The following is a 15,776-nucleotide window of genomic DNA, read 5'->3' on the forward strand; positions in this document are numbered from 1 at the left end:
ACGGGGGGCGGCCCTCTACATGGCACCGAGTGAGGACGAATCCGTCTCATTCGAACCATCTCGAGGAGAGCAACATGTCTCGTATGAGTGTGTACCGTTGTCTGTCGTTGTTGGGCGTCGTGGGTGGACTGGGTGGATGCACCACCAACGAGCTGGAGAGCGCCGAGCAGACCGCCCAGCTGGAGAGCGCGGCCATCGTGTCGAGCATCACGGAGGGCGACTACGTCATCCGCTCGGCCATGACCAACAAGTGTGTCGACGTCGCCTCGAGCAGCACCGCGGATGGCGCAACGGTGCAGCAGTGGGATTGTAACGGCACCAACGCGCAGAAGTTCCACATCTCCCCGACGTCGGATGGCTACTGGAAGATCATCAACGTCAACAGCAACAAGGCGCTCGACATCAAGGACAACAGCACCGCGCAGAACGCCTACTTCCACCAGTGGACGTACGTCGGCGCGAACAACCAGCAGTTCAAGTTCGTGGCCCGGGGCAACAACCAGTTCAGCATCCATGCGCGCCACACGGACATGGTGATGGACCTGTACTGGGGCTCGGCGAACAACGGCACGCAGTACGTCCAGTACCCGTACACCGGCACCGCCAACCAGCTCTACACCCTGGACAAGGTGAGCGGCGGCACCGATCCGGGCACGGGCCGCGGGTGCGCCATCGCCAATGATGGGCAGACCACGCTGCGCTTCATCAACCGGTGCGGCTTCGAGGTCAACTTCGCCGGCAACAACATCACGGGCGGGCTCCTGGGCTCGGGCCAGGAGGCGTGCCGGACCATCGGCTCCGTCACGGCGTACATGCCCACCAAGCGCTACTGGGGCTTCCGCAAGGGCGAGGACCCGGGCTTCGAGCACCACTCGCTGGCGGAGTTCGGCTTCAACGAGGTGTTCTACTCCTACACCAGCTGGGACTGGTTCAACCTCAGCCACGTGGATGCCCACAACCTCCCCCTGAAGATCATTCCCTATGAGCTGGGTGGGACGACGACCTGCTCGGGGCAGACGCGGAGCTGCCCGATGGACCTGCTCCCGAACTGCCCCGCGGAGGGACAGCTGCGCAACGCCGCCGGCAAGGTCATCTCCTGCGTGAGCCGCGACCGCGACAATCCCAACAGCGTCGTGGCGCGGTACTTCGACGCGGCCTGCTCACAGTCCTACTCGTGGTCCGGCGATGACTCGGTGATGGCGGCGTGCAACGCCGAGGACTTCGACATCGTCTTCTGCCCGCCCAACTGAGCGGCCTGCGCACCCCGTGGTCCGCGCCCTCTCGGACCACGGGGTGAGCCCCAAGTGTCGGGTTGTGCCTCCTGCGCTTTTTCACCGTTGCCGGGGCGCTCGGATTCCTGGATTCTCGCCGTCGATGCGGAATGCTCTTCTCGTCGTGACATCTGGTCTCGTTCTGCTCGCCGCGGGCGCGTGCCGACGTCAGCCCGAGCCCGTTGATGCTCGGGGGGCGCTCCCCCAGGTTGGCCCCGGTGAGCTCCGTTCCCCCGAGGCGTTCGGAGTCATCGCGGACCGGGCCGATCGTTCTCGCGCCCTGTTCCTCGAAGCCAGCCGGGTCCTGCTCCATCCCCGGTGCGCCAACTGTCACCCCGATGGCGATACGCCGTACCATGGAACCGACTGGCAACCGCACAATCCTCCCGTCGTGCGCGGCCCCGAGGACCGGGGCGTGGTCGGGATGGAGTGCACGAGCTGTCACCAGGACAGGAATCTCGAGCTCGCGCGGGTGCCCGGTGCGCCGAACTGGCACCTCGCTCCGCGCTCGATGGCGTGGGTGGGCAAGAGCCCGCGCGCGATATGTGAGCAGCTGAAGGACCCCAAACGGAACGGAGGCAAGACGTTGGCGCAGATCGTCGAGCACAACGCGCATGACGAGTTGGTGGGCTGGGGTTGGACGCCGGGCGCTGACCGGCAGCCCGCTCCGGGAAATCAGAAGCTCTTCGGAGCCATCGTGGCGGCCTGGGCCGACACCGGCGCCGAGTGCCCCTCCGAGGAGGCACGGCCATGAGCATTCGAGTCCGCGTCAACGGTGTCGAGCACGAGCTCGATGTGGATCCGGAGATGCCCCTGCTCTGGGCCCTGCGCGATGTGCTCGGCCTCACCGGCACGAAGTACGGCTGCGGCCAGGCGCTCTGCGGCGCGTGCACCCTCCATCTCGACGGTCAGGTGGTCCGCTCCTGCGTGACGCCGATCCGCCGCGCGGCCGGGCGGTCGATCACCACCATCGAGGGACTGTCCTCCGATGGGAGCCACCCCCTCCAGCGCGCCTGGGTCGACCTGGGCGTCCCCCAGTGCGGCTTCTGCCAGGCCGGGCAGATCATGACCGCGGCGGCCCTGCTCGCGAAGAATCCCAAGCCGACCGATGCGGAGATTGACCAGTCGCTCGCGGGCAACCTGTGCCGGTGCGGCACGTACACGCGCATTCGTGCCGCCGTGAAGAAGGCCGCGGGCCTCTCCGAGGAATGACGAGGACATCCATGAGCAAGAAGCCCATGTTGATTGCCCGGCGGACATTCCTCGCCGGGATGAACGTCTCCGCCGGTGGGCTCGCCCTGGCCTTCTTCACCGGTCAGAAGCCCACCAGCGAGCCCACGGGCCAACCGGGGCCGAAGCCCAGGACGAGCTCCCAGGCCGAGGAGAACGCCTCGCCCGGGCTCAACCCCAACGTCTTCGTGCACGTGGCTGCCGACGGGCTGGTGACGATCGTCTGCCACCGCTCGGAGATGGGGCAGGGCATCCGCAGCTCGCTCCCGGTGCTGATCGCCGATGAGCTGGGCGCGGACATGGCCCGGGTGAAGATCGTCCAGGCCGATGGCGACCCGGTCTACGGCGATCAGAACACCGACGGCTCCAACAGCGTTCGCAGCATCTATGAGGAGATGCGGCGGGTGGGTGCCACCGCGCGCGTGATGCTGATCTCCGCCGCGGCCAGGCGCTGGAAGGTGGCGCCGGAGCAGTGCGAGGCGCGCGATCATGTCGTGATTCATCGCGCGAGCAATCGCACGCTCGGCTTCGGCGAGCTGGCGCTCGAGGCGGGCAAGCTGCCCGTCCCCAAGCCGGCGGCGGTCGTGCTCCGGCCCAAGGCCGAGCTCCGGCGCGCCGGTGGGCCGCTGCCGTTGCTGGACGGGCCCGCGTACGTCAACGGGAGCGCCACGTTCGGGGCCGACATCCGGCTTCCGGGCATGCTCATCGCGGTGATCGCGCGTCCCCCTGTCGTGGGAGGCCGGGTGGTGAAGTACGACGCCTCCCGTGCGCTCGCCATCCCCGGGGTGAAGCGCGTCATCGAGCTTCCCGCGCCGAAGCCTCCGTACATGTTCCAGTCCTGGGGTGGCATCGCCGTCCTCGCGGAGAACACCTGGGCGGCCATGCGTGGCCGCGCGGCGCTGGACATCACCTGGGATCATGGGGACAACGCGAAGTACGACTCGGAGCGGTTCCGCCAGGAGCTCACCGCGTCCGTGCGAGCGCCCGGCATGCCCGTCCGCAACGTCGGAGACGCGGACGCCGCCCTCGCCAAGGCCGCGCGCTTGATCGAGGCGGAGTATCACGTGCCTCACCTCCCGCACGTGTCGATGGAGCCGCCCGTCGCGCTCGCTCGCGTCCAGGATGGCACCTGCGAGGTATGGGCCCCCACCCAGAATCCGCAGGCGGCTCGCACCGAGGCGGCCCGGGCGCTCGGGCTTCCTCCGGAGAAGGTCCAGGTCCACGTGACCTTCCTGGGCGGTGGTTTCGGGCGCAAGTCGAAGGCGGACTTCGTCTCCGAGGTCGTGCTGCTCGCCAGGGAGGCCGGTACTCCGGTGCGCGTGCAGTGGACGCGCGAGGACGACGTCCAGCACGACTACTACAACACCGTCAGCACCCAGCTGCTGAGCGCGGGGCTCGACGAGCGCGGTAAGGTCGTCGCCTGGCGGCACCGCACCGCGTTCCCACCCATCGGCTCCACCTTCGCGCCGGTCAACCGGCCCGGGGAAGGGGACCTCCAGCAGGGGGTGCTGGATCTCGCGCTCGCGGTTCCCAACGTCCGCGCCGAGGCGTGCGAGGCCAATGCCCACGTCCGCATCGGCTGGCTCCGGTCCGTCTACAACATCTTCCACGCCTTCTCGGTCAACTCCTTCATCGATGAGATCGCCCACGCCCGGGGTGAGGACACCCGCGATGTGCTGCTGGAGGTGCTCGGGCCTCCCCGGCTGTCCTCACTGGAGGAACTGGGGATCAAGAACCTCAGGAACTATGGCGCCTCGCTCGATGCCCACCCTGTCAATGTCGGGCGCCTGCGCCATGTCATCGAGCGCGTGACGCAGCTGTCGCGGTGGAGCGAGCGGAAGAAGGAGGGCAGGGCCCTGGGCCTCGCCGCCCACCGCAGCTTCGTCAGCTACACGGCGGTGGTCGCATCGGTCGTGCGCGACGCCGCCGGCAAGATCCGGGTCGATGAAGCCTGGATCGTCGCGGACGCGGGGACGGTGATCAATCCGGACCGTGTCCGGGCCCAGATGGAGGGCTCGGTCATCTTTGGAATGAGTCTGGCGCTGTACGGTGGCGTCACGATGAAGGGCGGCATGACGGAGCAGTCGAACTTCCGCGACGTCCGGTTGGTGCGCATCGCGGAGGTGCCGCGGAAGATCCACGTGGAGATCATCCAGAGCGACGCGGCTCCGGGCGGGGTGGGGGAGCCCGGTGTTCCTCCCGTCGCTCCGGCGATCGCCAACGCGGTCTTCGCGCTCACGGGCACGCGCGTCCGGGAGCTTCCGATCTCGAAAGCGCTCCAGGTCTGAGCCCGTCTTCCTCCGAGCCAGCGGGATGCTCATCCCGTCTGGCTCGTCAGGGCGGCCACGAAGGGTGCCTACGAGAGCTTGTTCAGCTTCTCGATCTCGCCTTCGGCAACCTCCCGGTACAGCGGTACGACCTCCACGGCGAGCACGTCGCGCATTTGTTGGCGTGCGCCGTCAAGGTCTCCTTTTTGCTGAAGCTGGTACATCCGATCGAGTGCATCCACCAGTCGATTGGAACCCTCGGTGATGCGACGCCGAATCTCATGGAGTAGGGCCGTGCCGCTGTCCACACGGGCGAGAGCGGTTTCCGCATCAGCCTCGGGGATTGCCACCGTTGGAGCGGTGCGTTTGATCAGGTCGCGCACGTCATCGGTGAGTTCCAGGGCTTCTCCCCGCTGAACCTGATTGTCCAGCACTCGTATCTCGTGCCAGTCGCTTTCTTCGGCTTCCTCTGTCTCCATGTCTCGCATCTCTCTACCTGCGCGGCCTGCATTTGCGGATCGGCCATTCGTGTTGGCCCTCGCAATATCGGAGACAGTCATCACATTTTCCTGTCCACCCAGCGTTCTGACAGTTGACGTAGGCCTTGATGCACCGCTGCTTCCACTCCGGTAGGTCTTTGTTGTTGGCGAATTCGTCCCCATCGCTCATCGTCATGATGGGAGCGACTTCATCTGCCGTTGTCACGGACTCTAGCGCCTGCTCTATGTCCGACGCAGTGGCACCGCAGGCCTCCGCGGGGTCGTATGGGTGCTTTTTGATGCAACAGGTCATCGTGGAGTCCCCGGGCCGGCAGTCACTCGGGCCCATGGCAGCCGACCCTGCCGAGCACCCCGAGGCGAGAACACTCCACGTCATGAACACCCCAAGCAATGGGGCATGATTCAGGTGCTTCATGTCCGCGAGACTACCCTCACCCCCCGCCCTCTCCCAGAGGGAGAGGGAGCATGCGCAACCCGGTTATCATCGAGAAGTCGTTGGATGCTTCGCTAGCATGCGCTCGGTGGTTTCTCGCACCGCTCGCCTCGTCGCCTCGTCCTCCGCCACGGCCGGCCACGGCTGCTCGTTCTCCTCGATGAGCCAGCGGGCTTCTCCGGCCGATGACCAGCGCTCGCGCGCGAGGATCCGTGCGAGGCGTGCCGCGCACACCTCTGGCGTCTCCCAGCCCCGCTTCACGAGTGACAGGAGCCAACCGATGGGGCCCGAACGTGCCCCGAGATCCGTGCGCACCACGCCCGGATGGAGGATGACCACGTCGAGCTCCGGCCTGGCGGCCGCGAGGTCGCGCATGGCCAGCGCGAAGCAGAGCTTGGTCGTGCAGTAGGTCCGGATGCCGGAGAAGTCCTCTCCTGTCGGCGTGCGAGCTGCGTCGAAGCGCCCCTTCAGGATCAGACCGGCGCTCACCACCATGACCCGGCGCAGGCGCCCGGCATCCAGCAGCGCCCTCTGCATCTCGAGGGGCGCCAGGTGGTTGACCACGAAGGCCGCTTCGAGTCCTTCGGGCGTGAGCACCCGCTTCGCTGGCCACAGCCCGGCATTGTGGATGAGCGTCGCACCGGGAGTGACCACCTCGACCAGGCGTTGCCCGAGCTCCCGGGCCTCCGCCAGGGACGAGAGGTCTCCCGGCACCGCGATGGCGCGGCCTCCCTTCTGCTCGACCGCGGTGACGAGGGCTTCGAGACGGGCTCGGTCGCGGGCGACGAGCACGAGGCGATCGTCGCGCCGCTCGGCCAGGGCCAGCGCCAGGGCGTGACCGATGCCGCGGGAGGCGCCAGTGAGGATCAAGTCAGCCATGGCCAGAGCCTGACAGGCCCCCATCCAAAGTGGAAGGCACTTAAGGATTCCTTAAGGGCGCACCTCTACAAAGAGGTCTGCATCGGGAGCACGCCCGCCATGGAGACTGTCTTGAAGAGGCTTCACGAGGTCCGGACCCTTCTCCTCATCCTCCTCGCGTTGTGTGGGCCTGGCTGTGGCTCATCCTCTACGCCTCCGGACGACACCGAGGACACCACGAGCTCCGAGCTCGCCTACGAACCCTGCGACGCGAGCCAACGGGTCGGACAATTCACCGTCGAGCTGGGGGATGGGTACACGTCCGTCCAGGGCCGCGTCCTCAACGGTGTCGTTCCGGCCAACGTGCGGCAGGTGCAAGCCCAGGAGGGTGAGTGCCGTCTCCTGCGTGGACGCACGCTCTTCTGTGAGCCGACCTGTGGCGCCTCGCAGACGTGTGGAGAAGGCGGCGTCTGCATTCCCTATCCGACCGCGCAGAACGTGGGCACCGTGCGCGTGCTGGGATTGAAGGCCGAGCTCTCCATGTCACCGAACTCGGCGAGGTTCTATTTCAACGGCGGGACCTCGCTGCCGTACCCTGGCTTCGACGAGGGCGCCAACATCAAGCTCGAGGGCAGTGGCGCGGACGTCCAGGCCTTCTCGCTTCGAGGGCAGGGCATCTCTCGTCTCACCGTCCCCGAGGGGGCCATCACCGTCGAGCGGGGAAGCCCGGTGACCGTGTCGTGGACGCCTCCCACCACTCCCGGAGCGGCACGCATCCAGATCGTCATGGATCTCGCGCACCACGGCGGCATTGCCGCCTCGCTCGAGTGCGATGGTGTCCCTGACACGGGCAGCTATGTCATCCCCGCCGGGTTGAGCTCGCAGTTGCTCGACGTGGGCGTCGCCGGCTTTCCCAAGATCACCATCAGCCGCCGTACGGCGGACTCCGCGGACACGAGCGCCGGGTGCGTGGACCTGATGGTGCTGTCCCAGGTGGAGCGCGAGCTCCTCATTCCCGGACTGGTGTCGTGCAGCGGTGACGAGGACTGCCCGGCGGGACAGACCTGCCAGGCGGACCTGACGTGCAAGTGAAAGGAGTCGTCCCTCATGAGAAACACATTCGTCATTCCCGCGGTGACCCTGCTTGCTCTCGGCGTCTGCGCTACCGCCTGCGGTTCGGACCCCATTGATACGGATCAGGACCAGGGTGATGGTTCCACGGGTGGAGACACCACGGATGGTGGTGGCACCACGGGTGGTTCGGCGGATGAGACGAAGTTCAGTTTCTTCGTCACCAGCATCGAGGCCATGCGCCAGCTCTCGGGCAGCTCGAACGGCTTCGGCGGAGATCTGCGTTTCGGTGAGGCCACGGGGTTGGAGGGTGCGGACAAGATCTGCCGGACCATCGCCGAGATGGGTCTTCCCGGCTCCGGGCAGAAGGTCTGGCGCGCCTTCTTGAGTGCCTCGACCGGTGGTGCCGACGGCGGCACCGTCCACGCCATCGATCGCATTGGCGAGGGCCCCTGGTACGACCGCAATGGTCGGCTCGTGGCCTCGAACAAGGCCGGGCTCTTGAGTGCGCGTCCGAAAGGCGATGCGCAAATCGTGAACGATCTGCCCAACGAGCGGGGCGAGCCCAACCACCAGGGCGTCGACAACCACGACACCCTGACGGGCTCGAACAAACAGGGGCAGTACGCGGGCAGCAAGTCCTATACCTGCAACGACTGGACGAGCGCGGTCGGCTCCACCGGGAAGCCGTACATCGGTCACTCCTGGCCTCGTAGCGCCAGCAATCCCACGAACGGCGGCAACTGGATCTCCGATCACCAGGCGCCGGGCTGCGCCGCCGGCGTCAACCTCTCCCAGAACGGCCCGGGTGGTGGGTCCTCCGTGGGCGGAGGCGGCGGGTACGGTGGCCTCTACTGCTTCGCGATCAATCCCTGACATCCCCCGAGGAACCCGTCTTGCGCTCCCATCTCTTCGTCGTCATCACCGCGCTCCTTCTCGCGTGTTCTTCGGACTCCTCGTCCACCCCTGACGTGGTGCAGGAGGGGACCTGCGAAGTGACCGACGAGAGCTCGAGCCCCAGCTTCCTGGCGCGCATCGGGTGCCAGAAAGACTTCAACGCCCTCGCCTCCGAGCCGCTCGACACCAGCATCCCGGGCGCCCGCTCCGTGAAGGTCGTGCTCGATCGGTTCGACAACGACACCCTCTACTTCCAGAACAGCACCCGCTACGCCATCCATTACGAGTTCGTCTCCGCCAATCTTTCCGGTGGGGGACGGCCCATCGTCGGCTCGCTGGCGGACTTCAACCAGACGGAATACTACTCACCGGATCGCCGCTTCCTGCTCGGGTCCGTCACGTATTACGAAGGACCCGACGTCTGGGCGCTCGAGATCGCGCCCTATGACTCCGCCTCCGCCTCGATGGTGACCCGTCTCTACGAGGCCGTCCGCGACGCGGGCTACTTCGGTCCCGCGCTGTTCTTCCACCCCACCTCCCAGGCGGTCGAGGCCGAGGCGAAGAATCTGCCCACCTCCGTCCGCGTGAAGACGACGGCCGAGCTCTTCGCCGCCATCGACTATCAACCCCTCAACCTCGCCACCTCGGTCGGGCGGCTGCGTTTCATCAAGGCCGCCGACCTGGCGACGACCTACCTCTCCTACCGCGACATCGTCGTGCTGGACCGCATCCCCAATGACATCTCGGTGGTGCTCGGCATCATCACCGAGGAGTTCCAGACTCCGCTCTCGCACGTCAACGTGCTCTCCCAGAATCGCAAGACCCCGAACATGGGATTGCGCGACGCCACGACGAACTCCCAGCTCCGGGCGCTCGAAGGGAAGTGGGTCCGTCTCACCGTGGGCGCCTTCGATTGGAGCGTCGAGGAGGTGACGAGCACGGAGGCCGACGCCTATTGGGAAGCGCACAAGCCCGTGCCCGTGCAACTGCCCGCGGCCGACCTGACGGTCACGGACCTGCGCGATCTCGAGCAGGTCGTGGTCGAGGGCTCGGGTTCCCTCCGGGACGCCATCAAGGCCGCCATCCCCGCGTTCGGTGGGAAGGCCGCTCACTACTCCGTCATGGTCAACACGCCGGGGCTCCCCATCCGCAAGGCTTTCACCATCCCGGCCTACTACTACGTCCAGTTCATGGAGGAGAACGGGTTCTACGCCAGGATGGATCAGCTGCTGGCGGATCCCGAGTTCCAGGCGAAGCCCGAGGTGCGTGACGCGCGTCTGAAGGAGTTCCGCAAGGCCATGGAGGCGGCGCCCGTGAATGCCACCTTCCAATCCATGCTCAAGGCCAAGCTGGCCACGGACTACCCGGGACTGACCATGCGCTTCCGCACCAGCACGAACAGCGAGGACCTGGAAGGGTTTCCGTGCGCGGGTTGCTACGAGTCACACACCGGAGATCCCAGCGATTGGGAGGATGTGCTCGATGCCATTCGCGAGACCTGGGCCAGCATCTGGTTGTTCCGCACCTTCGAGGAGCGCGCCTACAACGGCATCGATCACAAGGCAGTCGTGATGGCCCTGCTGGTGCACCACAACTTCCCGGACGAGGAAGCCAATGGAGTGGCGCTCACGGCGAATCCATTCGACCCGTCGGGCCTGCAGCCGGGGCTCTACGTGAACGTGCAGGCGGGAGGGGACGCCGAGGTGGTCCACCCCCCACCGGGAATCACCAGCGACCAGTTCATCTATGAGTTCCACCAGCCAGGACTCCCCATCACGTACCTGTCCCACTCCAACCTGGTGGCCGAGGGCGAGACGGTGCTGACGCCCGCCCAGGTCTTCGAGCTCGGTCAGGCGCTCGACAGGATTCACGAGCGTTTCTCGCCGGCCTATGGACCGAAGGCGGGCAACACCGGCTGGTACGCCATGGATGTCGAGTTCAAGTTCGACGGTGAGCCCGGCCAGACGCCGACATTGACGGTCAAGCAGGCTCGCCCGCACCCGGGTCGAGGCCAATGAGCAGCTCCGCGAGGAAGGACACGACGATGCGTACCTCTCACTTGTTCCAGGTGCTGCTCCTGGCCGGCTCCCTGGCCACGGGATGCGGCGGGACCTCTTCCACTCCTCCTCCCGACAGCGTGGACGGCAGCGGCACGGTCGGCTCCAACCCGCTGCTGCCGTGGAAGGCGGGAAACCGCTGGACCTACCGGGTCACCGAGGACGGAGAGGTCTCCGAGAAGGTGACCACGGTCGGTGAGCCAGAGCCCGTGGGTGGCACGGGACCCCACCGGGACGTCCTCGCGAACAAGGTGACCACGTTGAAGAGCTCGGGTGCCAGGACCCTCAGCTGGCAGGCCTATTCGGGCGCGCGCCTCGTTCGCTACCGCGAGCAGTCGCTCCGCGCGAACACGGACACCGTCAAGAGCGAGGAGCTCTGGGATCCCCCCAGGCTTCACATCGACGAGTCGCCCGAGCACGCCGTGGTGGGCGCCTCCTGGCTCGAGAGCTACGAGGAGACGGCGCTCTCCGCTGGTGAGAATTCGAGCACGACCGTCCGGGAGCGTTGGACGGTGATCGCCGATGGAGAGTCCGTCACCGTCCCCGCCGGCACGTTCCAGGCGCTCGTCCTGCAGAAGGCGGGCGGCAGTACGGCCAAGACCTACTGGTTCGTTCGGGGCATTGGAAAGGTGAAGGAGGAGGGCGGGCAGACCGAGGAGCTGGTCAGCTATGAGCTCCAACCGTAGCGCTCCCTGGCTCGCCTGCTCCAACTGTGACTGGCGAGCGCGTGGGGCTTGCGTTAGAGCCGCCTGACCGTATGGCTTCCCCCGACGCTCCCTCGGCCCCTCCCTCCGTCTTCCACTACCGCGACTTCCGCTTCTACCAGCTGGCACGCCTGTGCGCGGTGCTCGCCGTGCAGGTCGAATCGGTCGCCATCGGTTGGCAGGTGTACGAGCTGACGGGCAGCGCACTCGCCCTGGGCTACACGGGTCTGGCGCAGTTCCTGCCCTTCCTCGCCTTCGCCCTCGTCGGAGGCCAGGTGGCGGACCGGGTGGACCGGCGCGCCATCCTCGTGGTGTGCCAGTCCATCATGCTGCTGTGCAGCCTGTTGCTGCTCTCCTTCACGCTGGGCCACATCCGGGACGTGCGTTTCGTCTATGGCGTGCTGGTGCTCTTCGGTACCGCACGGTCCTTCTATGCGCCCGCGAGCTCGGCGCTCGTTCCCCGCCTCGTGCCCCCCGAGGCGCTCACGCGCGCGGTGGCCATCAACTCCACCACCTGGCAGGTGGCCACCATCGCCGGTCCCGCCGTGGGCGGACTCCTCTACGGGTGGGCGGGCGCCAGGGGGGCCTATATCGGCTCGGCCCTGCTGTGCTCGCTCTCCGTGGTGTGGATGCTGTCCCTGAAGGTGCGGACGGGCCAGTCCTCCCGCGAGCCCTTCTCCTTCTCCACGTTCCTGGCCGGGTTCCACTTCGTGCGCCGCCAGCGGCTGCTGCTGGGCAGCATCACCCTGGACCTGTTCGCGGTGCTGTTGGGAGGCGCGGTGGCGCTGCTGCCCATCTACGCGCGCGACGTGCTGCACACGGGGCCGTGGGGGATGGGGCTGCTGCGTAGCGCGCCCGCGGTGGGCGCGGCGCTGGTGGCCGTGTTCCTGGCCTCCCGTCCCATCGGAGGTCGGGCTGGATGGAAGATGTTCATCTCGGTGGCCATCTTCGGCGCGGCGACGCTCGTCTTCGGGGTGAGCCGCTCGCTGCCCCTGTCCGTCGTGGCGCTGGCGATCGCCGGAGCCGCCGACATGGTGAGCGTGGTGGTGCGCAGCACGCTGGAGATGGTGGCCACGCCGGATCACATGCGGGGCCGCGTGGGCGCGGTGAACATGATCTGCGTCGGCGCCTCCAACGAGCTGGGTGAGTTCCGCGCCGGAGTCTTCGCCGAGCACATGGGCGCGGTGTCGGCGGTGGTGTCTGGCGCGGTGGGCACGCTGGTGGTGGTGGGGCTCTGGGCCTGGGGCTTCCCCGAGCTGCGGCAGGTGGACGAGCTGGAGAAGGCCGCCCGAGAGCCCCTGCCCGATGAACCGGAGCCCCAGGAGGCCCCCGCGGCTCCGTGAGCCCGCGGGAGTCCTCCGCCGAGGCGGCTCGGGCTCAGGGGGCCTTCGTGGTGAGCTCCTGCACGAGGTGGTCCCTCATCGCCTTGCGGATCCCCAGCACGCCTCCGTTGGGGAAGGGCGAGGCCGTGCGCGTGGTGGTGTCGATCCGCTGGTAGAGCGGATCCTCCTTCAGCCCGGGCGCCTGGTAGGCGTCCAGCGTCGCGGGCATGAGGTAGCGCGGCACGCGCCCGGTGGCGGGAGCATCCTCGCTGAGGAGGATCCACGCGTACGTGCTCGTCTGGCTCATGTAGCTCACGAACGCCCTCGCGGCCTTCTCGCACTCGCCGGTGCACTGGGCCCCGAGGAAGAAGGAGTCGGTGAACAGCAGGGTCTGGCTGCCCGCGCCCAGCGGGGCAGGGGAGATGCGCAGCTGCCGCCGGTCCTCCGCCTGGGGCAGCTTCTTCACGATGGTGTGCAACCGCTCCGAGTAGCCCAGCGTCACGTCGGCCTTGCCCTCCGCGAAGAGCGTCGCGGGCAGATCGATGTTCTCGTCGGCGTCGAAGGTCCCATCGAGGCAGGGATTGCCCGCCGGGGTCTCGCAGGCCTGGGCCAGGGTCCTCATCCCGGCGATCACCTGCGTGTCGTAGCGCTCCGTGGTGACGGCCGATTGGATCTGCTCGGGGCCGTGGGTGTCCGACCAGGCGTCGAGGTAGAGCGAGGGCAGGTTCCAGCTCCCCAGCAGGTTGCCCGCCACGTCCATCTCCGGGGTCTTCCGCGACGCGATCAGCTGCACCAGCTCATTCACCGTGCGGGCGTTGCTCACCGCCTCGTCGCGCGAGATGACGTAGTGCGTGCACAGCCAGTGGGGCACGCCGTACAGCTTGCCGTCCAGCGTCGAGGCCTTGACGCCCGCGGGATGCCAGTTCACGCCTTCCGGCAGCGCCGACCAGGGACGGACCGCCCCGGTGGCGACCAGCTCGCCCAGGAGCATCGTGTCCGTCTCGACGAGATCGTAGGCGCACTCTCCCTGTCCCTGGAGGGAGCTCGCGAGCTGGGTGGGCTCGTAGAGGTCATCCTTGAAGCACGAGGGGTTCACCACCAGATCCACGTCCGGGTGCTGCTGCTCGAAGTCGGCCTCGATGCGAGCGGACATGGCCTTGAGGCCATCTCCCGCCGCATCCGGGATGTACGAGTAGAGCGGCACCCGGAGCTGGGTCCGGGGCGTGGGCTGAGGATCCGGCTGCGGCTCCGACGTGTCGCAGCCCAGCATCGGCCCGAGGGTCGCTCCGAGTACCACCATCCACTTCTGAATTCGCATGTTCTCGCTCATGGTGTGGGGGGACTTCTGACTGCTCCCGTTGTACGGGGACGGTCCTCACAGCCCCGACAGGAAGCTGTCGAGCACCGCGTTGAATCTCTCCGGCTGCTCCTGGTTGGTCAGGTGCGCCGCGTCTGGAATCACCTCCAGCCGCGCCCCGGTGATGAGGTCCGCCATCTGCTTCGCCTTCTCCAGCGGCGTCACCGGATCCTTCTCGCCCACCACCACCAGCGCCGGCCCGGCGTAGCGCGCGAGGATGTCCTTGCCGTCCGGTCTCAGCGCCATGCCCCGCTGCGCCGCCGCGAGGCCCGCCGGTGTCGCCGTCCGGATCAGCGCCGCCACCTCGCGCCCCACCTCCGAGTCCGGTCCCGCCGCCACCAGCTTCGGCAGCAGCGCCCGCACCGCCGCCTCGGGCCCCTCCCTCAGCGCCTCCTGGGCCGACGTCTCCCTCCGCGCCCGTCCCGCCTCGTCGTCCGCCGTGGCCTGCGTGTCCACCAGCACCAGCCCCCGCACCCGGCCCGCGTCTTCGCGCAGCAGCGCCATGCTGGCGTAGCCGCCCATCGACACCCCACCCACCACCGCCGACTCCACGTTCAGCGCGTCCAGCAGCGCCAGCCCGTCCCGGGCGATGCGCGACATCTCCGTGGGGCCATCCCCCAGTCCGCTCCTCCCAAAGCCCCGGACGTCCGGGAGGATGAAGCGGTAGCGCCCCGACAGCGCCTTCACCTGCTTCTCGAAGGCATCCGCGTTCAGCGGGAACGCGTGGAACAGCAGCACCGGCAGCCCGCGGCCCTCGTCGCGGTAGTGCAGGGGAACTCCATCGACGGTGATGGTGAGCATGGGCTCCTCCAGGGACTTCAGATCCACTGCTTGCTCTTGAACCAGAACACCAGGCCCACCGGCAGCCCGACCACCGACACCATCATCAGCCAGAAGAACCCCCGCTGACTCAGGAAGTCGAAGTTCTGTCCGAAGAAGCCCGTGATGAACGACAGGGGCAGGAAGATGGTCGAGAAGATGGTGAGCTGCTTGGTGATGTCGTTCGTCCGGTTGGCGATCATCGACAGGTAGCCATCCATCACGTTGCCCAGCAGATCCCTCACCGCGTCGATCTGCTCGTGCAGCCGCACCAGGTGGTCGTACACGTCCCGGAAGTACAGCGCGGTGCGCTCACCCACGTTGGGGATGCCTCGCCGGGTCAGCAAGCTCAGCACGTCCCGCTGGGGCGACAGCACCCGCCTCACCGTCACCAGCGCTCGTTTCAGCTCGAAGATGCGCTGCAGGTGCTCCGGCTGCGGGTTCTCGAAGACCGCCGACTCCAGATCCTCCAGCTCATCGTTGAACTTGTCGAGGATGGGGAAGTTCCGGTCCATCAGCGCGTCCGCCAGCAGGTACAGCAGGAAGTCCACCCCGCGTTCGAACGTCGCCTGGGGCTCGCGCTGGACGCGCTGCCGCACCGTATCCAGCCCCTCGAAGCGCAATTCGTGGACGCTGATGAGCCAGTCCGGCCCCAGGAAGAAGTGGTGCTCGTGCAGCGTCAGCTCGCACGCGTCCTTCGACTCCGAGGTGAATCCCTGGAGCACGATGAACTGGTGGTTCGGGTACTCCTCCAGCTTGGGCCGCTGGTCCAGGTGGAGGCAGTCCTCGATGGCCAGCTTGTGCAGCCCGAAGCGATCCCCGAGCCGCCTCATCTCCTCCTCGGTCGGGTGGAGGACGTCGATCCACCGGGTGCCGGGCTGGTCGAGCAATTCCTCACCGCCCGAGAAAACCTTGCCTTCGTTCAGGAGCAGAACCTGGATCATTCGCGCGCGTCCTTAGATCGCCCCCCACCCGAAAGTCGAGAGCCCC

Annotated in this window: 14 protein-coding genes; 9 read left to right on the top strand and 5 right to left on the bottom strand. The window is 67.3% G+C overall.

The genetic code is table 11. From position 1 onward, the window contains the following. The first annotated feature begins 74 nt into the window (after positions 1-74). From JRI60_RS22525 to JRI60_RS22540, 4 genes are all read left to right on the top strand, one after another. Positions 75-1,250 carry an RICIN domain-containing protein gene (locus JRI60_RS22525; RefSeq protein WP_204227893.1) on the top strand — a complete coding sequence of 392 codons (1,176 nt, stop codon included), beginning with the start codon at positions 75-77 and terminating at the stop codon, positions 1,248-1,250. Positions 1,251-1,374: 124 nt separating this feature from the next. Next, positions 1,375-2,025, top strand: a complete 651-nt coding sequence (locus JRI60_RS22530) for an Isoquinoline 1-oxidoreductase subunit (RefSeq protein WP_204227894.1) — start codon at positions 1,375-1,377, stop codon at positions 2,023-2,025. After that, entirely contained in the window at positions 2,022-2,483 is a 462-nt protein-coding gene (locus tag JRI60_RS22535; RefSeq protein WP_204227895.1) for a (2Fe-2S)-binding protein, read from the top strand. Before JRI60_RS22530 ends, JRI60_RS22535 begins: the two co-directional genes overlap by 4 nt. Positions 2,484-2,494: 11 nt before the next feature. Further along, positions 2,495-4,789 carry a xanthine dehydrogenase family protein molybdopterin-binding subunit gene (locus JRI60_RS22540; RefSeq protein ID WP_204227896.1) on the top strand — a complete coding sequence of 765 codons (2,295 nt, stop codon included), beginning with the start codon at positions 2,495-2,497 and terminating at the stop codon, positions 4,787-4,789. A gap of 68 nt (positions 4,790-4,857) precedes the next feature. Here the strand turns inward: JRI60_RS22540 and JRI60_RS22545 are convergent, their stop codons facing one another. Together JRI60_RS22545 and JRI60_RS22550 are read right to left on the bottom strand one after the other, a co-directional pair. Then, entirely contained in the window at positions 4,858-5,247 is a 390-nt protein-coding gene (locus JRI60_RS22545; RefSeq protein ID WP_204227897.1) for a DUSAM domain-containing protein, read from the bottom strand. Positions 5,248-5,749: 502 nt separating this feature from the next. Then, a complete protein-coding gene (locus JRI60_RS22550; protein WP_204227898.1) occupies positions 5,750-6,580 on the bottom strand; it encodes an SDR family NAD(P)-dependent oxidoreductase in 831 nt (276 codons plus the stop codon). Between the two features lie 111 nt (positions 6,581-6,691). On the opposite strand from JRI60_RS22550, the gene JRI60_RS22555 reads away from it, so the two are divergent. The 5 genes from JRI60_RS22555 to JRI60_RS22575 all read left to right on the top strand — a co-directional run bounded on the left by JRI60_RS22555 (position 6,692) and on the right by JRI60_RS22575 (position 12,631). Next, on the top strand, positions 6,692-7,651 hold the full coding sequence (locus JRI60_RS22555) for a hypothetical protein (protein ID WP_204227899.1): 960 nt from the start codon (positions 6,692-6,694) through the stop codon (positions 7,649-7,651). A 15-nt stretch (positions 7,652-7,666) separates the two neighbouring features. Beyond that, positions 7,667-8,506, top strand: a complete 840-nt coding sequence (locus JRI60_RS22560) for a hypothetical protein (protein ID WP_239470666.1) — start codon at positions 7,667-7,669, stop codon at positions 8,504-8,506. Between the two features lie 20 nt (positions 8,507-8,526). Next, the gene (locus JRI60_RS22565) at positions 8,527-10,545 is read left to right on the top strand and encodes a PEP/pyruvate-binding domain-containing protein (RefSeq protein ID WP_204227900.1); all 2,019 of its coding nucleotides are present in this window, start codon (positions 8,527-8,529) and stop codon (positions 10,543-10,545) included. A 26-nt stretch (positions 10,546-10,571) separates the two neighbouring features. After that, positions 10,572-11,270, top strand: a complete 699-nt coding sequence (locus JRI60_RS22570; protein WP_204227901.1) for a hypothetical protein — start codon at positions 10,572-10,574, stop codon at positions 11,268-11,270. 71 nt (positions 11,271-11,341) lie between these two features. Next, complete coding sequence (locus JRI60_RS22575; protein WP_204227902.1) at positions 11,342-12,631, top strand: MFS transporter; 1,290 nt, start codon at positions 11,342-11,344, stop codon at positions 12,629-12,631. 34 nt (positions 12,632-12,665) lie between these two features. Here JRI60_RS22575 and JRI60_RS22580 read toward each other — a convergent pair whose 3' ends face one another. Genes JRI60_RS22580 through corA form a run of 3 tightly spaced genes read right to left on the bottom strand, consistent with a single transcriptional unit; the run spans position 12,666 to position 15,730 of the window. Beyond that, entirely contained in the window at positions 12,666-13,928 is a 1,263-nt protein-coding gene (locus JRI60_RS22580; protein ID WP_239470667.1) for an extracellular solute-binding protein, read from the bottom strand. A gap of 57 nt (positions 13,929-13,985) precedes the next feature. Next, entirely contained in the window at positions 13,986-14,768 is a 783-nt protein-coding gene (locus JRI60_RS22585; protein ID WP_204229053.1) for an alpha/beta fold hydrolase, read from the bottom strand. Between the two features lie 17 nt (positions 14,769-14,785). Then, positions 14,786-15,730 (bottom strand): magnesium/cobalt transporter CorA, encoded by a 945-nt coding sequence (corA, locus tag JRI60_RS22590; protein ID WP_204227904.1) that lies wholly within the window; start codon positions 15,728-15,730, stop codon positions 14,786-14,788. Positions 15,731-15,776 lie beyond the last annotated feature (46 nt).

It is taken from the genome of Archangium violaceum (genome assembly GCF_016887565.1).
Lineage (GTDB): Bacteria > Myxococcota > Myxococcia > Myxococcales > Myxococcaceae > Archangium > Archangium violaceum_B.